The organism is Psychromonas sp. KJ10-5 (genome assembly GCF_055808325.1).
Map to the genome: position 1 here is coordinate 1,662,662 of NZ_CM147864.1, position 23,079 is coordinate 1,685,740.

General features: G+C 38.9%; 18 protein-coding genes and 1 riboswitch. Of the genes, 6 read left to right on the plus strand and 12 right to left on the minus strand.

Annotated features, from left to right (window positions below; all coding sequences use genetic code 11):
- Nucleotides 1–54: 54 nt before the first annotated feature.
- Nucleotides 55–966 (minus strand): LysR family transcriptional regulator, encoded by a 912-nt coding sequence (locus AC0L3W_RS07415; RefSeq protein WP_409439273.1) that lies wholly within the window; start codon nucleotides 964–966, stop codon nucleotides 55–57.
- A 127-nt stretch (nucleotides 967–1,093) separates the two neighbouring features.
- Here AC0L3W_RS07415 and AC0L3W_RS07420 point away from each other — a divergent pair, with 127 nt between their 5' ends.
- On the plus strand, nucleotides 1,094–2,269 hold the full coding sequence (locus AC0L3W_RS07420) for an MFS transporter (protein WP_409439272.1): 1,176 nt from the start codon (nucleotides 1,094–1,096) through the stop codon (nucleotides 2,267–2,269).
- Between the two features lie 48 nt (nucleotides 2,270–2,317).
- Here AC0L3W_RS07420 and ykgO read toward each other — a convergent pair whose 3' ends face one another.
- The 10 genes from ykgO to AC0L3W_RS07470 form a co-directional block, all read right to left on the minus strand.
- Nucleotides 2,318–2,443, minus strand: a complete 126-nt coding sequence (gene ykgO, locus AC0L3W_RS07425) for a type B 50S ribosomal protein L36 (RefSeq protein WP_113819944.1) — start codon at nucleotides 2,441–2,443, stop codon at nucleotides 2,318–2,320.
- An 8-nt stretch (nucleotides 2,444–2,451) separates the two neighbouring features.
- Complete coding sequence (locus tag AC0L3W_RS07430; protein WP_409439271.1) at nucleotides 2,452–2,700, minus strand: type B 50S ribosomal protein L31; 249 nt, start codon at nucleotides 2,698–2,700, stop codon at nucleotides 2,452–2,454.
- A gap of 253 nt (nucleotides 2,701–2,953) precedes the next feature.
- Nucleotides 2,954–3,112, minus strand: a complete 159-nt coding sequence (locus AC0L3W_RS07435; RefSeq protein WP_473574888.1) for a YHYH domain-containing protein — start codon at nucleotides 3,110–3,112, stop codon at nucleotides 2,954–2,956.
- A gap of 128 nt (nucleotides 3,113–3,240) precedes the next feature.
- A complete protein-coding gene (atzF, locus tag AC0L3W_RS07440; protein ID WP_409439270.1) occupies nucleotides 3,241–5,067 on the minus strand; it encodes an allophanate hydrolase in 1,827 nt (608 codons plus the stop codon).
- Nucleotides 5,067–8,672 carry an urea carboxylase gene (gene uca, locus AC0L3W_RS07445; protein WP_409439269.1) on the minus strand — a complete coding sequence of 1,202 codons (3,606 nt, stop codon included), beginning with the start codon at nucleotides 8,670–8,672 and terminating at the stop codon, nucleotides 5,067–5,069. Before uca ends, atzF begins: the two co-directional genes overlap by 1 nt.
- A gap of 109 nt (nucleotides 8,673–8,781) precedes the next feature.
- A complete protein-coding gene (locus AC0L3W_RS07450) occupies nucleotides 8,782–9,420 on the minus strand; it encodes an urea amidolyase associated protein UAAP2 (RefSeq protein ID WP_409439268.1) in 639 nt (212 codons plus the stop codon).
- Between the two features lie 2 nt (nucleotides 9,421–9,422).
- Entirely contained in the window at nucleotides 9,423–10,193 is a 771-nt protein-coding gene (locus tag AC0L3W_RS07455; RefSeq protein ID WP_409439267.1) for an urea amidolyase associated protein UAAP1, read from the minus strand.
- A 9-nt stretch (nucleotides 10,194–10,202) separates the two neighbouring features.
- Nucleotides 10,203–10,994, minus strand: a complete 792-nt coding sequence (locus AC0L3W_RS07460) for an ABC transporter ATP-binding protein (RefSeq protein ID WP_409439266.1) — start codon at nucleotides 10,992–10,994, stop codon at nucleotides 10,203–10,205.
- Nucleotides 10,994–11,806, minus strand: coding sequence for an ABC transporter permease (locus AC0L3W_RS07465; RefSeq protein ID WP_409439265.1), 813 nt, complete (start codon nucleotides 11,804–11,806; stop codon nucleotides 10,994–10,996). Before AC0L3W_RS07465 ends, AC0L3W_RS07460 begins: the two co-directional genes overlap by 1 nt.
- A 20-nt stretch (nucleotides 11,807–11,826) precedes the next feature.
- Complete coding sequence (locus tag AC0L3W_RS07470; RefSeq protein WP_409439264.1) at nucleotides 11,827–12,915, minus strand: putative urea ABC transporter substrate-binding protein; 1,089 nt, start codon at nucleotides 12,913–12,915, stop codon at nucleotides 11,827–11,829.
- A gap of 51 nt (nucleotides 12,916–12,966) precedes the next feature.
- Nucleotides 12,967–13,064, minus strand: a riboswitch (guanidine-I (ykkC/yxkD leader).
- 405 nt (nucleotides 13,065–13,469) lie between these two features.
- Here AC0L3W_RS07470 and AC0L3W_RS07475 point away from each other — a divergent pair.
- Together AC0L3W_RS07475 and AC0L3W_RS07480 are read left to right on the plus strand one after the other, a co-directional pair.
- Complete coding sequence (locus AC0L3W_RS07475) at nucleotides 13,470–14,519, plus strand: response regulator (protein WP_409439263.1); 1,050 nt, start codon at nucleotides 13,470–13,472, stop codon at nucleotides 14,517–14,519.
- Between the two features lie 123 nt (nucleotides 14,520–14,642).
- Nucleotides 14,643–17,216 carry an ATP-binding protein gene (locus tag AC0L3W_RS07480; RefSeq protein WP_409439262.1) on the plus strand — a complete coding sequence of 858 codons (2,574 nt, stop codon included), beginning with the start codon at nucleotides 14,643–14,645 and terminating at the stop codon, nucleotides 17,214–17,216.
- 13 nt (nucleotides 17,217–17,229) lie between these two features.
- Here AC0L3W_RS07480 and AC0L3W_RS07485 read toward each other — a convergent pair whose 3' ends face one another.
- The gene (locus tag AC0L3W_RS07485) at nucleotides 17,230–18,108 is read right to left on the minus strand and encodes a crotonase/enoyl-CoA hydratase family protein (protein ID WP_409439261.1); all 879 of its coding nucleotides are present in this window, start codon (nucleotides 18,106–18,108) and stop codon (nucleotides 17,230–17,232) included.
- Between the two features lie 403 nt (nucleotides 18,109–18,511).
- On the opposite strand from AC0L3W_RS07485, the gene AC0L3W_RS07490 reads away from it, so the two are divergent.
- From AC0L3W_RS07490 to AC0L3W_RS07500, 3 genes are read left to right on the plus strand one after another with little or no spacing between them, the layout of a single operon-like run.
- Nucleotides 18,512–19,684 (plus strand): efflux RND transporter periplasmic adaptor subunit, encoded by a 1,173-nt coding sequence (locus AC0L3W_RS07490; RefSeq protein WP_409439260.1) that lies wholly within the window; start codon nucleotides 18,512–18,514, stop codon nucleotides 19,682–19,684.
- Nucleotides 19,685–19,687: 3 nt separating this feature from the next.
- Nucleotides 19,688–21,628 carry a MacB family efflux pump subunit gene (locus AC0L3W_RS07495; protein ID WP_409439259.1) on the plus strand — a complete coding sequence of 647 codons (1,941 nt, stop codon included), beginning with the start codon at nucleotides 19,688–19,690 and terminating at the stop codon, nucleotides 21,626–21,628.
- Between the two features lie 2 nt (nucleotides 21,629–21,630).
- Nucleotides 21,631–23,043, plus strand: a complete 1,413-nt coding sequence (locus AC0L3W_RS07500; RefSeq protein WP_409439258.1) for an efflux transporter outer membrane subunit — start codon at nucleotides 21,631–21,633, stop codon at nucleotides 23,041–23,043.
- Nucleotides 23,044–23,079 lie beyond the last annotated feature (36 nt).

Here is a 23,079-nt window from a genome sequence, read left to right on the forward strand (position 1 = left end):
CTCTAGTTTCTTAGCATAAGATTTAGATCTCACCTTTACTAACGGTAATCTTGTTTAAGTTTCCATACTCTTTTGAATATCTTCTTTACAATCCAACACGATATCAGTGAACGCATCAATGATTGCGCTCTCCTCATTACGCCTATATTGTAATTGTAAAGGAATGGCCGTTTGCACTTTTATCAAGGGAATAAAATGGCAAGCATCACTATATAATTTACGTACGCAAAACGGGGCAATGGCTACCCCTAACCCTGCCGCTACTTCTGTCACTAAGGTTTGCATATGGCGTGGTTGACTCACAATACTAGGAGAAAACCCGGCTTGCTTGCATTGCATAATGGTTTCGTCAAATAAACCAAGAGCTTCATCACGATTAAAAATAATAAAAGATTCGTTTTTTAATTCAGCTAAAGCAATATTTTTCTGGTTCGACAGAGGATGATCCTGATTGACTATCACGACTAATTTATCAACGTAAATAGAGTGAGTAACAAAGTCTTGTGCAATCCCACTTGGTAAAGGACGTGAAAAAGCAATGTCTATTCGTCCTGTTTGCAACGCATCAATTTGCTCCGTTGCAGTCATCTCCAATAAAACTACATTTACTGCTGGGTATTGCTGTTTATAACGGCGTACCAATTTCGCCATAAAGGTGAAACAGGCAGAGCTAAGGTGAGCAATATGCAGCGTCCCAATTTGTCCATTATTAGCACGTTTCACCTGTGATTTAGCTTGCTCTGTCATCGCTAAAATAGCAGTTGCATCTACTAATAACTGTTTTCCTACTTCGGTAATATTTACCTCTCTGGAAGTTCGTTTAAATAAATTGACGCTTAACTCATCTTCTAAAGCCGCTATCTGGCGACTTATCGCTGGTTGGACTGTATTTAACTCGCGTGCAGCTTCAGAAAAACTTTTATGCTTAGCCACCACAACAAAACTTTTTAAGGATTTAATATCCATCGTGAGGATCCTTATTTAAACAACTCCACCAATACCATTATTGTATAGATTCAATAAAATAATAACATTTTTGCTATAACCAATGTTCTTTTATGCTTCTCCTATGTTCATAGTCTGAGAGTCGAAAATGCCAACAAACACCACTAGCCCATCTTTAAGTCGCTTTATTTTATTATTAATGACCACTGCGATTGCTGCCACAGCGGCGAATCTTTATTATAACCAGCCAATTTTGCCTTTAATTGCACAAGAGTTTGAACTTACTAGTGGTCAATTAGGTAGCATTCCAGCGTTAACTCAATTCGGTTACGCTTTTGCATTATTGTTTATTTCACCATTAGGCGATGCCATAGCAAGACGTCGTTTAATCGCTTGCTTATCTAGTCTACTGGTTGCTTCCTCTTTACTCGCGGTATTTTCCCCTAATCTCATACTATTATTAATTGCTGTATTTTTAATTGGGGTAAGCGCTAATATTACACAACAACTAATTCCCTTTGCCGCCTCCATGGTCTCGCCAGAAAACAAAGGCGCAACTTTAAGTACTTTAATGGTGGGATTAACATTAGGTATTTTATTATCAAGAACCTTAAGTGGTTTTGTTGGTGAACAATTTGGCTGGCGTGCTGTATTTATTATGTCGGCTGGACTATCTGCTGTGTTTGGGCTGCTATTATTTAGCTTTTTACCACTCAATAAACCACACAGTAATCTAGGTTATTGGGCATTAATTAAGAGTACTTTAAGCTTATTTATTAAACATAAGTCATTACAAAAATACACTTTTTCAGGTGCCTGTTGGTTCGCCTCTTTTAATGTGCTGTGGGCTACTTTAGCTATCCATGTCAGCGATGCCCCTTTTAACTATAATGCCCAACAAGCAGGATTATTTGGTGTCATAGCCTTGGCCGGTGTCATTGGTGCTAAATTAGCCGGCAGATGGGTCAGTAAACTTGGCTCTAACAATGTAGTAATGGTTGCTTTAGTCTTGATTGCATTGGGCTTTGTTATTACAGGTTTATTCGAGGGTAATCTTATCGCCTTAATTGTCGGTATCATCTTAATTGATTTCGGTATTTTTAGTGCACAAGTAGCAAACCAAGTACGAGTATTTAGTATCGACCCGAATGCACAAAGTCGTATCAACGGTATCTATATGCTTGGTTATTACCTAGGTGGCGCGATAGGTTCAGTGGTTGGATTAAAAGCCTTTGCGTTATATCAATGGCCTGGAGTGATTACGGTGAGTTTACTGTTTTTATTAGGCAGCGGATGTTTTAATGCATTGGCTAAAAGAACCTAATCATTAAAATCGATGCACTATAATGCATCGATTTCGTGATTTTATACACTAGCCCTGTCTTGCTTTAAAGCGCGGGTTAGTTTTGCAAATAACGTAAGATTTCCCCTTCCTTCTCACAATCTGACAGTCAGGGTGGCGTGTTTTAGCACTTTTTAATGAACTCAATACTTTCATCTTGCCCCCTAAGACTTTAATTTACCAAAGCGATTATTAAACTTAGCAACGCGACCGTCCTGTGCAACAACAGTCTGTTTACCAGTGTAATAAGGATGAGATTCGCTTGACACCTCAATCGCGTAATAAGGGTACGTCTGTCCATCTATCTCGACGGTTTTACTAGGTTGTAGAGTGGAACCGACGATAAAGTACTTATCAACAGATGTGTCGTGAAAAGCCACTTTTTGGTATTTAGGGTGAATATTCTCTTTCATAAAAAGCCTCTAATTAATTTAATATGTTATAACATAACAATTTAATTTAGAGCGGCAGCTTTTGCAAGATATTTTTGATAATAATTATCATTAACTTATTTTTAGATCTTACTGACTGGGTATATTGGAGGATAAGTTTATACTAATAAGTTTAAACAGGTTTAAGAGTGGGGAGTTGCTATTTATATAAATAGTAAATGAGATGAAAATAGCTTTATAAATTAACTACCTTCATCTCATATTTATTATCAATCTAATGGCAATGGTAATTACCTGTTTTACTATTTCTATGACATCCAGCTGAATCAGTGCCGCCAGAGTGAGCCAGAACTCCACCTATAAAACTAAATGTTATAAATACAACAAATATTACTTTTTTCATTTTAACTTCCATATATATAATAAACTCCATAGCCTAAATTTATTAGGTTAATGAGATATTACCACCAACAGTCAAATTAAAGTGAATTAATTAAAAATAATAAGCATGCTTATAACTCTATCGTTAATTTTTGTGATTATAATAGCAGTACTAATATTTTACTTTACTTCCATATACCCTTCCCAACCACCAAACTCTGTAATATCTTTTGCTGATTCAATAGCATAACCTTCACAGATAAAACTAGTTACCCAGCTTCCATCGGCGAGTTGAATTTTACCTAGTCCTAGTGGTTGAGGGATGCCTGTTAAAAAACTACCCACAGTATTTTCTGGTAAACGCCATACTTCAACGTCAATGGCTGCACCTTGCTCTGCTACTCTAATTAAACCAGGACGAAATGGAGGACCACCCGCTAACGCATAAAAACGATAATCAGCCGATGTCTTAGTGCTTTTTACTAGATACGCCCCACGCTCAGTCAATTGATGGTTGAGTGGAAAACCAGTGAGGTGTGCACCACATACCGCTATATCAACCTGTCCTTCTTTTGCTTCTGAGCTTAATGTTTGCTCAACATCACTGAGTTTATGTGCTGTCGCACCTAAAGTGAAATTGGTTGTTTTTTGCCATTGAGCACCGACACTTAATAACAAGCGGTCACTAAAAGCAGGGCCAAACAGCGTAATACCAAATGGTAAACCTGAAGACAATAACCCAGCAGGTAACGCAATTGCGGCATAGTCTAACAGGTTCATAAAGTTGGTGTAATAACCTAGATTTGAATTAAGTTGAATTGGGTCTGCTTCAACCTCTTTTATGCGGTAAGCAGTGCCTGCCGTAGGGGTTAATACACAATCTAATTCCGATAAAATAGCGTCACACTGTACTTTAAATGCTTGTAAACGATACATTGCTTTAAAAGTATCTACTGCTGAATGTGCCGTTGCACCGCCCACGATAGTTTGTATCACTGGTAAACACTGTGTTGGATCCGCTTTAAAAAACGCTTCAATCGCAGCATAACGTTCAGCCACCCAAGGTCCTTCATAGAGTAATCTCGCCGCATCTAAAAATGGTTGGAAATTGATAATAATAATCTCTGCACCAGCCTCTTTTAAACGCTCAACACTGGTTTCAAATAACATTTGAGCACCATAGTCACCAAAAAAATTCAACTGTGATGCTTCAGGTATTCCAACTTTTAAACCAGTCAGTGTTCTATTTGTATCATAATGCTCTGCACTGTTGGTTAGTAAATTATCACGTGAATAACAATCATCAGCATCTAACTCTGATGCTATATCTAACACCAGATTCACTTCACTGGTACTGTTAGCAAAAATAGTCACACAATCTAAGCTTTTACAGGCTGGCACCACACCAGTACAACTAATTAATCCCTTAGTTGCCTTCATACCCACAATGTTATTTAATGCGGCTGGTACACGACCGGAGCCCGCTGTATCAGTGCCTAAAGAAAAGCTAACCTGCCCAGTTGCAACGGCAACTGCACTACCAGAGCTTGAGCCTCCAGAAACATAGTCAGGATCAAAGCTATTATTCACTGCTCCCCAAGGACTGCGCACACCCACTAAACCCGTTGCAAACTGATCAAGGTTAGTTTTACCTAGTGGGATAGCTCCCGCTTCAATCAATAGTTTTACAACACTTGATGACTCAGTAGGTTGAAATGAATAGGCTTCACAAGCAGCGGTAGTGGGTAACATAGCAAAATCGATATTATCTTTAGCTGCAAATGGCACTCCATATAATGGCAACTCATCGATAGATTTAGACTCAAGTACCGTTAACATCTGATCAAGTTGTTCTTCAGAAATGGTGCTGATCCAAACATTACTGGTATCGTTTTTTGCCTGTACTAACTTTTCTTTTAAGAATGTTTTAACGTTTAACTCACCACTACGGTAAGCCGCTTTTAACAGGTCTATATTCATATTTTGTTGTAGCATTAACTTGTCCATTATAGTTTCTCCAAAATCATTAAGCGTTGCCCTGCATGTACTTGTGCACCCTCTTTTTGTACAATATTCATGACCTTACCATCGGCAGGCGCAACCACTTCTATCTCCATTTTCATTGCTTCTAAAATTAACAGGGTTTGTCCTGCTTTGACTGTTTCACCAGGTTTTACTAAAACTTGCCAGATATTGCCAGCTACATGGCTGTCTACTCCACGTTGCTGCTCGGTTAATGTGGCAATATCGGTTTCGATTTGTGTCATCTCTTTTGCCACGAAATTAGCTTGTCCGGTCTCCTGCCAACGTTGACGTTCCGCTTCAAAAGCTTGTTGTTGCTTTTCTTTGAAGGTCACAATCGATTCTTGATCTGCACTTAATTGTGCTTGGTATTCAGCAAGGCTAAAGGTGGTCTCTTGGATTTTTAAGGGGTAATCACCGCGTGGGAAATCTTTACGGATTTGCGTTAATTCTTCACTACTCACAGGGTAAAAACGGATCTGGTCAAAAAAGCGTAACAGCCACGGTTTTTTGAACTCTTCTGTTTGGCGGTAACGATTCCACATTTGTAATGTGCGTCCCACAAACTGATAACCACCAGGGCCTTCCATACCATAAACACATAAGTAAGCACCACCGATACCCACGGCATTTTCTGGCGTCCAAGTTCTTGCTGGGTTGTATTTTGTAGTCACTAAACGATGACGAGGGTCTAAGGGAGTTGCTACCGGAGCGCCTAAATAGACATCTCCTAACCCCATCACAAGATAACTGGCATTGAATACAATTTCTTTCACTTGTTCAACGGACTCAAGGCCATTAATACGACGAATAAACTCGATATTATCAGGGCACCAAGGTGCATCTTTGCGCACTAATTCATCGTATTTTTTAATCGCTAAACGTGTCGCATAATCATCCCAAGAAAGTGGGATATTAACGATTCGTGATGGCACTGAAAGTTGACTATCATCACCTAAGCTCTGTTCAGCATCTACAACGATGTCGAGTAACTGTTTAAGTGGTAATTGTAAATTATCGTAATGAATTTGCAGCGATCGGATACCCGGTGTTAACTCTTGCATGCCTTGTAGTTTCAGACTTTGTAATTTCAACATTAATGCATGCACGCGGAAACGTAATGCAACATCTAATACCTGTTGCCCATATTCCACTAATAGGTAGTCTTCACCACTGGCACGAAATACCACTTGTTCATTTAATGCCGTTTTATCAAGTTGTTTAATAATCGCACTTTCTGGTAAAACACTTGGTAATTTTTGTGCTAGATATTGCCCTTGTTCGATTGCCGCTAATTGTGCTAGTTCAAACTGTTGTGCATCTTCGATAGAGACGGCTTGGAAGCGAATGGTTGCACCAGCTTTCAGCTGACCAACTTTCCATAAATCTGCTTTAATGATGGTGACCGGGCAAACAAACCCACCTAAGCTTGGGCCATCTGGTCCTAAAATCACCGGCATATCACCAGTAAAGTCTATGGTACCAACTGCATAAGCGTTATCGTGGATATTCGATGGGTGTAACCCAGCTTCCCCACCATCATTACGAGCCCATTTTGGTTTTGGTCCCATTAAACGGACACCTGTACGGCTTGAGTTAAAATGCACTTTCCATGTAGCATTAAAAAATGCGTCGATATCTTCTGGCTGGAAAAAGTCAGGCGCGCCATGAGGACCGTAAATAACACGAATAGTCCAGTCATCGCTGATTTCAGGTAATTGAGCAGTTAGGTTATTTTCCACAGGTGCAGTTTGAGCTAAATCTTCAATATGTAATACGTCGCCAGTTCGGATAGCTCGCCCTGCATGACCGCCAAATTGCCCCAAGGTAAAGGTCGATTTACTACCTAAATAATCAGGGCATTGAATACCACCTTGCACAGCTAAATAACTTCGAGCACCAGCACCTTGAATATTACCTAAAGTCAGCGTTTGACCGGCTTGTACTGTAATGATTTTACCAACTTTGATGCTCTCTTGGTCCAACTCAGCTTGAATAGTTGCCCCTGTCAGAATAAATCGCGTCGCACTATTAAACTTTAATGTAGGACCACTGACGGTAATCTCTAATCCTGCATCACTTTTTTCGTTTCCTAATAAAGTATTACCTAAGCAAAAACTCATGCTATCCATTGGGCCTGATGGCGGTACCCCGACATCCCAATAGCCTTTACGTCCGGGATAATCTTGAATAGTGGTTTGCGTGCCTCCAGCTAAAACATCAATAGAGCAAGGTAAGTAGGTAAACTGATTTAAGGTTTGTGTTAATAACTCGCCCGCTTCAACAATATCGTTATTTAATAGCTGCAATAAATAGTCTTTGTTACTTTCAATACCGTACACTTGGCTGTCGGATAATGCTTGTTTCAAACCATTTAATGCAAGAGAGCGGTTTTCACTATGACAAATCACTTTAGCTAGCATAGGGTCAAAGAATGGTGATACTTCTACCCCACTTTCTAGCCAATGATCAATACGTAACTGCCCTTGTTCAACTTCTGTAGCCCATTTTACATGGCTGATTAAACCGGCACTTGGTTGGAAATCTTTATTCGCATCTTCTGCATAAAGACGTACTTGAATTGCATGACCATTAACAGCTAAGTTACTGCCCAACTCTGCCACTGGAGGTAAGGTATTAGCCGCTAAGCTAACCATCCAATTCACTAAGTCAACACCGTACACCATTTCCGTGACACCGTGCTCTACTTGTAAACGAGTGTTTACTTCTAAGAAGTAAAATTGCTGTGCTTGCTGGTCAAATACAAACTCTACAGTACCTGCACTACGATAGTTCACCATCGCTGCTAGACGTGTCGCTGTTTGATGGAGTTCGCTACGCAGCTGTTCACTTAAATTCGGTGCAGGGCTTTCTTCAATCACCTTTTGGTTACGACGTTGTGCCGAACAATCACGCTCACCTAGTGCGATTGCGCCGCCTTTACCATCACCAAAAATTTGCACTTCAATATGACGTGCTTGCACAATAAACTTTTCTAAAAACAACGCACTATTGCTGAAGTTATTTTCACTTAACCTTTTAACTGAGTCGTAAGCTTGGCTTAGCTCTTCAGCACTATTGCAGCGTTGCATGCCAATACCGCCACCACCAGCAGTACTTTTTAACATCACTGGGTAACCAATTACATCAGCACGTTGCAATGCTTCTTCTACGCTGTTTAATAAATCACTACCTGGCAATAATGGAACGTTTGCTTGTTCTGCTAATTCACGGGCTCGGTGCTTTAGACCAAACTGCAACATCTGTTCAGCAGTTGGTCCTAAAAACACCAGTCCATTGGCTTCACAGGCAGCAACAAAATCTACATTTTCACTTAAAAAACCATACCCAGGATGAATAGCCTGTGCACCACATTGTTTAGCAATGTTGATCACTTTATCCATATCAAGATAGGTTTGCTTAGCATTGCCTTCCCCTAAGGAGAATGCATGGTCAGCTTGTGAAACATGAAGGCTATCAGCATCTGCTTGACTATAGATAGATACACTTTCGATCCCCATGGCAGTGAGTGTTCTAATAATACGGCAAGCGATAGCACCACGATTGGCAATTAATACTTTAGTAAACATAATAGTGACCTTTTACAGGTCGGGTCGTCCCGAATTAATACTGAGAAATTAGTAACAAGGTCGTCCTTGTATTCTCATTGATTGTATTGAATCAATTTGTGCGTAAGCTTTAGTCCCACACCAACATTTCTACAGGAGTTGGATTGTAAGCATTACATGGATTATTTAACTGAGGGCAGTTAGATAATAATACGATCACGTCCATTTCTGCTTTCATTTCAACATACTTACCAGCACCACTGATACCATCTTCAAAGGTTAGCCCGCCCTCTTTGGTTACAGGTACATTCATGAAGAAGTTAATGTTATGGGTAATATCCCGCTTGCTTAAACCATATTGTGGGTTCTCAGCAACCGCTAATAACCAACTATCACGACAAGCATGCATGCACTTTTTCTCTAGCGAGTAACGTACGGTATTACTTTCCGTTGCACATGCACCGCCTAATGTATCGTGACGACCACAGGTATCAGCAGTAATTTCTAGCAGAGTATTACCATCGTTCGATAGTAGTTTGGTACCCGCTGTGAGGTATACATTCCCTTGCTCGCGAATCGTATCCATTGCGCTGTAACGCTCACTTGGATCCTTAGCATTATAAAATAAGGTATCAGCGGCTTGGTTTCCTTCTAAATCTAAAATACGTAAGGTTTGTCCTGCTTTCACTACTTTCATGTAGTAATCACCGGCAGGAACGATATCGCGACGTACCGCTTGTTCAGCTTGTAGTGGACTTTCAGCGATCATAATTATGCTCCTACAGTGTGTGTGTGAGTGTGTTCGCACTGATAGCGACGGTTATTTTCAAATCCACGTGTATTTTCTCCACATAGATTTGCACAAAGGTCATCATCGGCAATAGGCGCAGCTTTACTGACTGATAATAAAACAGGTAAATTTGGGTATTTATTACTTGGATTCATAGGATGCGGACAAGTTGAAATAACCACCAAAGTATCAATTTCAAAACGCAATCCAACACTATCACCAGCTTTACTGTGCTGTTCAACAAAATTTAAGTCGCCTTGGTCATCGGTAGTCACTTTGCTAAAAACATTGATATTGGCAGCAAGGTCGCGTTTTCCTAATCCATATTTAGCAACTTCTACTAACAAACTATCATAGCCATTTTGTAACCAGTTATTGTGGTCACCTTGATAATCACGCACGCCCCACTTATCTAACACTTTTTGCTTGTTAGCCACGCCCCCGACACTATCAATCCACCCCGTATCATCACTAACAATAGAGCAGAAGATTCTTCCCATATCAGAATATAAACAGTGGCCCTGTGTCAGTTTAAAGGTGTGCTGCCCTTTTAATGTATCTGGCGCGTTATAACGTTCTAATAAATTATTTGGGTTATAAAACAACATGGATGCGTTTGCACCACCCTCCAAGTCAGTAACGGTCAATAAATGCCCTGCTGGCACAACGAGTGACCAGTGACTTGCACCGGGTATATGCTCTTCATAAATCGCATCTGCAACGCGACTTTGTGGTTGTTGATTTTGTTGCATTTTATTCTCCTAAACAGTTTTTTCCGTAACTGTATTTTTAACTAAATGTTGCAGTGATGAGGGGACTGCTTGCCCGGTTTCCAGCATGATATCGTAGACGATTTGAGCTCCGAATCGCTCGGGAGCTTGGGGATCAATACGTGGTTTATCTAATACCCAAACACGAGAGCCTAGGCTAAAACCTTCTGATAAATCATGCGTGATCATAAATACGGTTAAGCCACGCTTTTTCCAAAGATCACGAATTAATTCGTGCATATCTTTACGAATACCAGGATCTAAAGCACCAAAAGGTTCATCTAATAATAGGATACGTGGTTCTTTAATTAAGGCTTGTGCAATGGCTAGACGTTGCTGCATACCGCCGGACATTTCGTTAGGATAACGTTGCGCTGCATGGCCTAACCCAACCGCCGTTAGCATTTCTAATGCCGCTGCTTTTAGTTTATTACGTTTATTTTTTGAAAAGACTTTGCCTAGTAATGGAGAAGCCGCAAACTCCCCTCCTAACATGACATTTTCTAGTGCATTGAGGTGTGGAAAAGCAGAGTACTTTTGAAACACTATGCCACGTGTTTCATTAGGCTCAGCGGGCATCGTTTCACCATCTAACAAAATATTGCCACGGCTTGGTGTTTCAGTTCCTAACAACATATTTAATAAAGTTGTTTTACCGCAGCCTGATGCGCCAACAATACTTACAAATTCACCGGCTTTTACACTTAAATCTACCTTCTCTAAAACCACTGTAGAACCATATTCTTTCCACACTTGTTTCATTTCAATAATGTTATTTTTCATTAATCATTTCCTCGCTTACCGTGGTACCAAGGGAAAGCACGTTGAGAAAGCAACCGTAATAGTGCATCCATCACAAAGGCTAATACCGCAATCCACAACACATAAGGTAGAATGACATCCATCGCAAGGTATCGACGAATCAAAAAGATGCGATAACCTAACCCTTCTGTTGCAGCAATCGCTTCACCTGCAATTAAAAATAACCAAGCACTACCTAAAGTTAAACGCACAGCATCTAATAAAGCAGGCAATACTTGTGGCAACACCACTCTAACCATGATTTGCCAGCTACTTGCACCTAGCGTCTGAGCCTTCAATAATTGTTCTGAAGGTAATGACTCTGTACGTAACTGTAAATCTCGAATTAGAATCGGACAGATTCCAATGATAATTAACATCACTTTTGATAGTTCACCTAAACCAAATACAATAAATAATACTGGTAGAATAGCCATCGGCGGGATTAATGAGATAGCAGTGATCAGGGGAGAGAATGTGGCACGCATAATCGGTAGCATGCCATTTACAACACCAATCACTAAGCCGATCAATGCACTTATACCAACGCCTAGCAATAAACGCTGTAAACTTGCACCAGTATCAACCCATAACAGATATTCACCAGTTCGTTTACTCGGTTCAAAGGCCATACGGTGTATTGCATCATAAAAGCTAGACCAGGCAGGTAGCAACTTGTCACTTGGGTTTTCTAATAGACGTGCATCAGATGCCATCGTATAAGCAATTATCAAGATAACAAACGGTAACAGCGTTAATAAGAATCGTGTGGTACGACTTGGTTTGCTATTCATTAATCTCATAATGATCAGCCTTATAGTTTGTTATCAATAGCCATTTGCATGAAGCTTGGGTCAAAACGTAACTTAATATTACTTTTATCACCGTAAACCCCTGTTGGTGTTTCTATACCGATGAATTTAGCATCAGCTGCGCCTTCGCCTAATAAACCATGTTCAAAAGAAAATTCAGCAACTTTACCCATAGTACTTAACAGTGCAGGGCTATTGTTAAACTCAACGGCATCTTTTGCATCATAAAACATTTTAGTTGACGCTAATTGAGCATCGTAGCCCGCTAAATCAGTGCCTGAAGCATCAGCCATTGCGCTGCGAGCCATAGTTGCTTTTGCATCATCGCCTTGCATGGTTTGCATTATTTCGTACCATGCTCCGGTTAATGCTTTACCTAGTTTAGGGTTATCAGCTAACACATCTGAGTTAACCACTAATAGGTCAATGATCTCACCAGGGATCTGTGAAGAATCAAACACTTTATTAGTATCTGGCATCACAGTTATTTCACTTAATAATGGATTCCAAGTTGTGACTGCAGTAACATCATCAGTAGTAAATGCAGCGACTAAATCGGCATCAGAAGTATTAACAACACGTACATCACGCTCTGTTAGTGAAACAGTTTGTAAAGCACGGGTAAGGAGATAGTGAGAAACACTTAATTCAACCAAGTTGACGTTTTGGCCTTTGATATCAGCTAAGTTATCAGTGCCTTTTAAAACAACCGCATCATTACCATTAGAGAAATCTCCGATAATAAGTGAAGTTGAATCAACACCACTGGCAGCTGGAATGGTTAGAGCATCCATGTTAGTCATTACAGTTGCATCAAATTGACCCGCTGTGTACTGATTAATTGACTCAACATAGTCATTGATTTGAACAATATCGATTTTAATATCGTATTTATCAGCCCATTTTTTAACAATGCCTGAAGTCGCACCATAATCCCATGGCATCCACCCTACATAGATGGTCCAAGCTAACCGGAATTCTGATTTAGTTTCTGCGAAGGCAGTGGAAGGGGTAACAATTAAGGCACTACATAATGTGCTAACGGTAAGTACTTTAGTGATTGATTTACGTAGGTATTTAGTTAATTCCATTTCTTTTCTCCTTAGTTACACATTTAAAAGCATGAGAGACATTGTTGCGTCTTCTCCCGGGCTTTTATCCCTCCGTGTAACCTTAGAAAAAAGGTCGACAACTCTCGGACCAGTCACTGCGAACAGCCGGAACCCTAGATGTCTATTTTTATATTGTATATCGGCAACACTTACGACTGCGGCCAATGTCTCTCATACGAGCAATTTAACAATCTAATAGAAGCAATCACTATGCCAAAAACAAAAAACCTTTATTTTCAATTGTTAATAAAAATTAGATTAAAATATTTTTGAGAAATGCACCAGAAAAAAACAATAATTGCACCATTAAGAAACAAAAAGTTGGGTGATTCGATAGTAATTAGGATAAAAAGCAGAATATAAAAAATAATGAGAATGATTATATTCATCAATTATTAATAAAATATTATAAACATAAGCGATTAATAAGGGTTATCTATGAGATGTAAGTATAAATAATAATAACTATTAGTTAATATATACCTCTAAAGATATCATTTCATTCATATCAATACTCAAATGGAAGCAGCGTTTTGAATAAACAAAGACATGTGGTTATTGTTGACGACCAATCAACAGGCAGAATTATTCTAAAAAAAATAATTTTACAAATCGCAGATGACATTACAGTCATTGATTTTGCAGATCCTAACGAAGCGTTAAAATGGTTAACAACGCACCCTGTGGATCTTATTATTACTGACTATAAAATGCCCGACTTAAATGGCATTGAGTTTATTCAAAAAGTACGGGAATTAAGTCATGGTCAACATGTCCCCATCATGATGATTACCGTAGTGAGTGAAAAAGCAATTCGCTATGAAGCTCTAGAGGCAGGGGTTACTGCATTTTTAACGCGTCCTATCGACCAGATTGAGTGCCGTACTACTTGTAGAAATTTACTTAAACTACACCAACAACATGTAATTATTCAAAATAGAGCTGATTGGCTTGCACAACAAGTTGAGCTTGCCACTGAGCAAATTCTGCAACGAGAAAAAGAAACTATTTTAAAGCTAGCTAAAGCAGGTGAATACCGTGATGAAGAAACCGGTAATCACGTTATTAGAATGGCTAAATATTCAAAAGAAATTGCCTGTGAAATGGGTTTAACGGAAGCAGAATGCAGTGATTTAGAGCATGCGGCACAGATGCATGATATAGGTAAGATAGGTATTCCAGATAATATACTACTCAAACCGGGTAAGTTTGAACCTGATGAATGGGCGACCATGCAGACTCATGCAACTATTGGGTTTGAAATATTATCAGGCAGTGAATCAAAATATATGCAAATGGGGGCTATCATTGCACTTAATCACCATGAACGTTTTGATGGCACGGGCTACCCAAATAAATTGGCAGGCAAAGATATCCCTCTAATTGCTCGCATCGTTTCTGTGGCGGATGTATTTGATGCATTAATTTCAGTGAGACCTTATAAAAAAGCATGGCCTATCCAAGATGCTATAAACTTTATTACGGCTAATTCAGGATCTCAGTTTGACCCAAAGTGCGTTGACGCTTTTATTCGACGCCTTCCAACGATCTTAAAAATACAAAGTGAGTATCCTGATATTTAACTAATACTAATCACACTATTTAACTGATCTATTTAGCTTGTTAAAATAACTTACTTTTTGTTACGCAAAAGTTAGATCACTTATTTGCTTTAACATAATCAATAATACAGGCTATATCTATTAATGAACGTCTTTTGTAAAAGAATCTATGCTGTAAAGAAGTACCTAAAGAAACATAACGACCCTGAAATAGAACAAGCATTAGTACGTGTGTTTATAGGTATCGCTCTAATTCTTTTTTTTTGCACCCCTTGGAATTTACCTGAAGATGGCGCCCTACTTTTAATATCTCAATTTAATTTGGTTATTATTGTTGCGACAATAATATCGATAATGATAGTAGCAGCTATCATACGTAATCCTAAAAAAAGTGTCATAAGACGAATAGCAGGTATATTTCTCGATTTAATTTCACTCTCTATGTTAATGGAAACGGCTAATGACCATGCAGTGTATTTATTTGTTTTCTATCTATGGGTTATTTTAGGTAACGGTTTCAGATTCGGGCTTAATTACCTATATCTATCGATGATTGTTGGCACTACCGGATTTTCATTCTCCATCTTATACGGCACATATTGGCAAGAAAACATTCATATAGCTATCAGTTTATTGTTGGTTATTACACTTATCCCCCTGTACTCTATCTTCCTGATTAATAAGCTTTATAATGCAATAGATATGGCAGAGAAAGCGAACCAGGCTAAAAGTCGATTTTTAGCTAATATGTCACATGAGTTAAGAACACCTTTAAATGGGGTATTAGGGATTGGTGATTTATTAAGAGAAACTAAACTAGAAGATGAGCAACGCAACTTAGTCAACACAATGCAAAGCTCAGCAAAAATATTACTCAATTTAATAGAAAAAGTACTCGATATATCTAAAATTGAAGCGGGAAAAATAACTATTACTGAAAGTAATTTTGAACTTCATTCTGTTATTAATTCTGTTATGGCTACGCAAAAGTTAATTGCCAAAGCAAAGTCACTCGAGATCAAGTCTTCCATCGCGAGCAATATTCCCTACCTATTAAAAGGAGACCAACAATATCTCCGCCAAGTACTTGTTAACTTAATTGGTAATGCCATTAAATTTACCGATCAAGGAACAATTACCCTTAATATTGAAACGGTAACAAAAGCTGAGCAGTCCACCACACTGAGATTTGAGATTATTGATACCGGAATAGGAATTAATAAAAGTGCGTTAAATAGTGTTTTTAATGACTTTACACAAGTTGGAGAAACAAACAACCGTCATATTGGTGGTTCAGGATTGGGTACAACCATTTCAAAAGAATTGGTTGAATTAATGGGAGGTGAAATTGGTGTTAGCAGTGAGTTAGGTCAAGGATCAACTTTTTGGTTTGAACTCCCTTTTAATTTCACTCCAAATCCTTTAAAGAAAATAAATAGTAGTAATTTATTAATCTTAGCGACGCCTGAAACTCAACAAACCATACAATCGTTTTTAAATACTTGGAATATAAAAGCGACCTTTACTCAATCAGCAGATGAAAGTCTGACTCTCTTATCGCAAAGCTTAACTCGAAAAAAACCTTATAAAACCATTATCATTGATAGTTTGAGTTTATCTGCGTTGACATCACTAGAGCAATTTTTAGATCGTGTAAAGGCTGAAACAGATGCAATAAACTTTTCTATTATTTTACTGAATCCACCTTCGCCGGGCTTAACATGTAGTAAAATTAAAAACAGAGTAACTAAAACAATAGTAAATTTAAAAGATAACAGAGAACTGTTTAATGCTTTCTATTTTTGTCTACAAAAGAAAGCTCATCAGGAGACTAATATTGTATCTTTTAATGAATTTTATGCTGCTCAAGAAGATGCTAAGCAATTAACTATTTTGGTAGCAGAAGACAATAAAGTTAACCAACAAGTTATTGCTGGCATATTAAAACGAGCAGGGCATGTCGTTATCCTTGTTGATGATGGAGAGCAAGCTTTAGATGTTATTACCAAGAGATTTGATGAAATAGACCTATTCATTGCTGATAAAAATATGCCTAAATGCTCTGGTGATGAGGCTATCAAAGCATTGCAATTTATAGACACCAATAACCGATTACCTGTCATCATGCTAACTGCAGATGCAACTACAGATGCAAGAAAATTGGCGTTTAGCTTAGGAGTCAAGGAGTTTTTAACAAAACCAGTCGACTCTCATGACCTATTAGAAAAAATAGCCGTTTTATCTCAATCTATTCAACCGAAAACCCGAGGAATATCCTCAGTCGTTGAACTTAAAACAGGTAATGTAAAAAGCATTCCCTCTTCTTCAGGAGGTCCCTGTCAAAAAGAGACTGAAAACCAATGGTGTGATTTGGATACTCTTAATGAATTATTTGCTTTAGATGATGATCAGCAGTTTATGCGTCAACTCGTTGTTGCTTTTACCACAGATGCCAACAAACACATTCAACATCTAAAAACAGCTAGCATTGATGATTACCTTCAATTAAGAGAATCATTACATGCACTTAAAGGGGCCGCTGCTGAATTGGGAGCTAACACGCTATCGGAAATGTGTGCAAAAGGGGAATCCTATAAACCCAGTGATCTTAATAGCGAAAAACTGACTCTATTAGTTAAGGAAATAGAATTCACCTATGATAAAACTGTAGAAACGTTAAATACTATTTTAATTAACGCTTCTACAGAACATACATAAATCTTAATTCAAATTAAGCTTGGTTTGCGGTTTGGCGCATCACTAACTTTTCCATCATACGTAGATCTTTATCAGTTAAATTTAGTGCAGCGTCTACCCAGACTTTAGTGATATCAAATAATTCCTGATACGATATAGGGTTGCAGATATCCTTGACTTTGCGAATAGCTTGATAGCTATTCGCTTTTCGATTAGCTGATTTAATGTAGCGGTAAACCTCCATTTCACCTTTTCCTTTTTCAGCTAAGATATCAATCACTCCCATCTCAAACAATTCTTCAGCTAAGTATAGTTGACCACTTAAGATTATTTCTTCAGCTTTAGCGCCCCCTACTTTTCTGCTCAATAATGAATAAGCTCCCATACCTGGAAATAAATTAAACAATACCTCAGGTAACCCAAGTTTTGTGCCTCTCTCAGCAATCAAAACATTACTGGCCAGCGCTCCTTCAAAACCACCGCCTAAAGCATCGCCTTGTACTAGTGCTATAGTAGTTAACTCAGAATCAAGATGAGTTATATTATGATAAAGTACGTTAATACACTTCACTGCGTAATTTAATAACTCCTTATCATTACGTGTTTTAATCAATTCAAGAAAATACGCAAGGTCTCCTCCTAAATTAAAAGTGTCCTCAACGTTGGATGCTAATATTAAGTAATCGTATTTACTCTGATTACTCTGCCTCATCTCTTCCTTAATATTATCTGCATATTCATTTAACTCATCCAACAGCAGGCTACTAAAACACGGGCGAGGAGTTGCATGCATGTAATACCACCCTGCTTTGTACTTTTCATCATAATGTAATGAAAATTGAGAGTAGTTGTGTTGTACTGAAGTTGTCTCGTTTGTAGCTTCCAGATTAGTAACGCGTGCTAAGTTATTCATTATGTATATTTCCTTTAAGTTTTTTAAATCAATTTAAGAGCTCGCTTAAATCGAACATTCATCTGAATTGATAAATGTACTTAAAGTGTACCAATATAAATCTCACTTAAGCTGACATAGTTTTTCGGCACATCAACAACTTACTATAAAAACAAGAATATCATTAAGTTTTAGCTATGACCTTAACCGCCCCTTAACTTAGAGGTGAATATCATAGTAATAATACCTTGAATCTCTTTATAAAGTGAGCAAATTGGTGCTTGTTAAGAGTGAAACAGTAATGAATTTAAACCTTGTCATTACATTTCCACTCTACTTTTTTGCCCCTATTTGCAGCGTCAAATTAACCACTTTTTAAAGTAATTTACTGATACTTTTTATGCATTATGGATACCTTTAACCCATGAAAAAAATGTTAATCATTATTGTCATTGCAGCTATTTTATTAACCGCTGGGGCATTTTACTTTATTGAAAATGAAGAGCCTGCGCAAGGCTATGCTACCCAACCCGTTCAGCGAGGAAATATCGAAAATAGCGTACTCGCAATAGGCATGTTACAAGCCTCTAAGCTAGTTAGTGTGGGTTCACAGGTATCAGGGCAAGTTATCAGCTTACCCGCTCCACTTGGAGAGCATGTTAATAAAGGTGACTTAATTGCAGAAATCGATAATTTAACGCAAAAAAATGATTTAGAAACCGCTAAAGCGTCACTGGCTAGTACCAATGCCGAATATAAGGCGAAGCAAGCACAAATCAATCAAGCACAAAAAGCCTTTAATCGTCAAAAAGCAATGTTCAAAGATAATGCAAGCTCAAAAGAAGATTATGAAACAGCGGAAGCTGATTTAGCTGTCTATAAAGCAGAACTTGATCAATTAAAAGCAGAACAAATACAAGATAAACTCAGCATTGCAAGCGCCGAGTTAGACCTAGGCTACACCGTTATCAAAGCCCCGATGGAAGGTGTGGTTGTCTATCATTCAGTTGAAGTCGGTCAAACAGTAAACGCCAGCCAAACAACACCAACATTGGTCGAATTAGCAGACTTGAGTCGAATGACAGTACAGGCACAAATCTCAGAAGCAGATGTAATCAATACACACCCAGGCCAAGCGGTCTATTTCACTATTTTAGGTCAACCCAATAAACGTTATGAAGCGACGTTACGTGCTATCGAGCCAGGTCCGACATCAATGGATGGTGATGATAGTGATATGGAATCCAGTGATTCAGATGCTATTTATTATAATGGTTTGTTTGAAGTAGCCAACCCAGATGGTGTTTTACGTATTGGCATGACAGCACAAGTATCAATTGTTTTAAATAAAGCGGACAACGTACTTTTAGTGCCTTCACAAGTATTGCAAAAACGACCAGGTCGTCCAGTACGTTACCAAGTACCAGTACTTGAAAATGACCAAGTGACTTATAAAGATGTACAAGTAGGCATCAGCAATAAAATTTATACAGAAGTGACCGATGGTTTAGCAGAAGGCGACCAAATAGTGGTTGGTTCTGCGGCGGCTAACTCCCCATCACGTACTCGTAAACCGCGTTCACCAATGGGGTTTTAAATAATGGATAATCCTCTATTAGCGATCTCAGGCGTGTTCCGCTCATTCGCCGCGGGAGATCAAAAACTAACTGTATTAAATGATGTTAATTTATCCATTGAACGTGGTGAAATGGTCGCGATTGTTGGTGCATCAGGTTCAGGTAAATCAACCTTAATGAATATATTAGGTTGTTTAGATAAACCTAGCCAAGGTAGTTACTTTATCAATGGACAAGATACCTCAGAAATGGATGCTGACCAGTTAGCTCAACTGCGTCGAGAGCATTTTGGTTTTATCTTTCAGCGTTACCATTTATTAGGTGACCTAAACGCCATTGAAAACGCAGAAATCCCAGCTATTTATGCAGGAAAAGACAAAAACGAACGAGACAGTCGCGCACGTGTGCTTTTAACTCGTTTAGGATTAGCAGATAGACTTGACCATAAACCCGGTGAATTAAGTGGTGGTCAGCAACAACGTGTTAGTGTTGCCCGAGCTTTGATGAATGGTGGTGATGTTATTCTTGCCGATGAGCCAACAGGTGCTTTAGATAGCCAAAGTGGCGATGAGATGATGAAGTTATTACAAGAACTGCATCATGATGGACATACCATTATCTTAGTTACACATGATATGGATGTCGCTAACTTTGCTGATCGCATCATCGAGATCAAAGATGGTGTGATCATCAGAGATGCACAAAAAGAGCAAATAAAAACAACCAATAACCTGCCTCAACTTGATGCTGACAGTAAAAAAAATAATAGCATTAGTCGTTATGTTGAAGCCTTTAAAATGGCTTTATTAGCCATGTCATCACATCGTTTACGTACCTTTTTAACCATGCTTGGCATCATTATTGGTATCGCCTCAGTAGTGTCTGTGGTGGCATTAGGTGAAGGCTCACAGCAGGCAGTATTAAAAAATATCAGTGAGATGGGCACCAATACCATTGACGTTCGTCCTGGTTCTGGATTTGGTGACCGACGCTCAGATTTAGTACGTACTCTAACTTCGTTAGATAGTGACGCGCTCAAAAACTTAACCTACGTAGACAGCGTTACTCCCTCGATCAGTAGTTCAGGTACGATCCGCTATGCAAACCAAGGTGTATCAGCCAGTTTTAATGGTGTGGGATCTGATTATTTCCGTGTTAAAGGCTATGAAATTGCTGAAGGTCAATTTTGGGATGAAACTAATGTAGCAAGTTTATCGCAAGATGCCGTTATTGATGATAACACTCGTAAAGCGCTGTTCTTAGATAAGTCAGCAATTGGTGAGGTGATTTTCCTTGGCGAGTTGCCGGTACGTATTATTGGTGTCACTAAACCTAAAACCAGTACTTTCCGAAACAGTGATGCCTTAAATGTATGGATCCCATATAGCACAGTAGCCAGTCGCATGATCAATCAAAACTACCTTGATAGCATCACGGTTAGGGTTAATGAATCAGCATCAAGTAGTGCCGCTGAACAAGGAATAACTTCTCTGTTAAAAATGCGTCACGGTAGCCAAGACTTCTTTACTGTTAACACAGATTCAATTCGTCAGAGTATCGAAAAAACCACACAAACCATGACCCTATTAATTTCAGCTATTGCCGTTATTTCATTAATTGTCGGTGGTATTGGCGTAATGAATATCATGCTCGTGTCTGTAACTGAACGTACTCGTGAAATAGGCGTTAGAATGGCAGTTGGTGCAAGGCAAAGTGATATTTTAAGACAGTTTTTAATTGAAGCCGTCTTAGTATGTTTATGCGGTGGTGCCATTGGTATTGCCCTCGCCTATCTGATAGGTTTTATATTTGCTTCCACTGGCAGTAATTTCCAAATGATTTACTCAACGGGCTCTATTGTCGCAGCCTTTGCCTGCTCTACCTTAATTGGTGTTCTTTTTGGATTTTTACCAGCACGAAATGCTGCGCAGCTTGACCCTGTTGATGCATTAGCGAGAGAATAATTATGATCAAACCATCTTCATTATTACGTTGTACTTATGCTTTAGGTATTACATTGTTAGTCAGTGGCTGTAGTACAAGTCAACCAGAGCAGGACTACCAGCCTGAAGTGACTATTCCAGATAGCTGGCAAAGCTTGAGTGTGACAGAGCAAGTGCAACTTGATCCATGGTGGGAACGTTTCAATGACCCGGAACTCAACACCTTGATTGAGCAAGTCTTAATCAGTAATAACGATTTAGCATTAGCAACACTAACCTTACGCAGTGCTCGTTTAAAAGCAGGCCTAACGGAAGCAGAAGGTTCATTTCAGATCAGTTTAAGTACCGATGCGAGCCGCGAAACGTCACTAAATAGCAGTGACAGTAGCAGCAGTTACAGTACCGACCTATCGATCAGTTATGAACTGGATTTATGGGGACGTGTTGCCTCTGAAGTTGATGCCGCAAAATGGACTAGCTTTGCCAATGCCGAGGATAGAGAAAGTACTGCGCAAAGTCTCGCTGCAACCACTGCTTCTCTGTATTGGGAAATTGGTTATTTAAAACAAAGCCTAGCCCTAAGCCAAGATAATATAGATTCCGCCAAACAAAGCTTAGCGATTATTGAAAGCCAATATCGTTCAGGTGCGGTTACCCAACTAGATATTTTTGAATCACAACGCAGTTTAGCAGAGCAACAGGTCTCCTATAGTGAATCACAACAGGAGCTTGTTGAAGCACAAAACGCATTGACTATCTTATATAATCAACCACCAATGAAAATGCCAATTACCATTGATAAATTACCTGAAGGCAATATTCCCATGATTGCTGCTGGTGTGCCTGCAGACCTGTTAATCCGCCGCCCTGATGTGAAGTCAGCGCTTTACAGTTTGAAATCTGCTTATGCGACTAAGGACGCCACTTTTGCCGGATATCTGCCGAGTTTAACCTTATCCGGCGCGATAGGTTCATCTTCTGATCAACTCAAAGATCTATTATCCAATCCAATTGGCACATTAGGCGCGAACTTAATGTTACCTTTCCTGCAATGGAATGAGATGGAACTAAACAAAAAGCTATCACAAATTGATGTGGAATCGGCGATTGTTACCTATAGAGATACTTTATATGGTGCATTTAGTGAAGTAGATAATGCTATTTCAGCAAGACAACAATACCAATATCAAGGGGCAAGATTACAGGAGCAATATAATGCAGCAGAAGCCGCAGAACGCATCTATGCAAGCCAATATCGCTATGGTGCCATTGGCATTCAAGACTGGTTAGATGCACAAGATACATTACGTGATACTGAGCAAGATATTTTAGAAAACCGCTATAATCAATTCAATATACAAGCGGTCTTATATCAAGCATTAGGCGGCTCAGATATTGCTCCTGAAGTGACTATTTCAGGACAAAAGCCTACTTAGTCCGATATGAAAACAAAAAGCCACCATCATGGATGC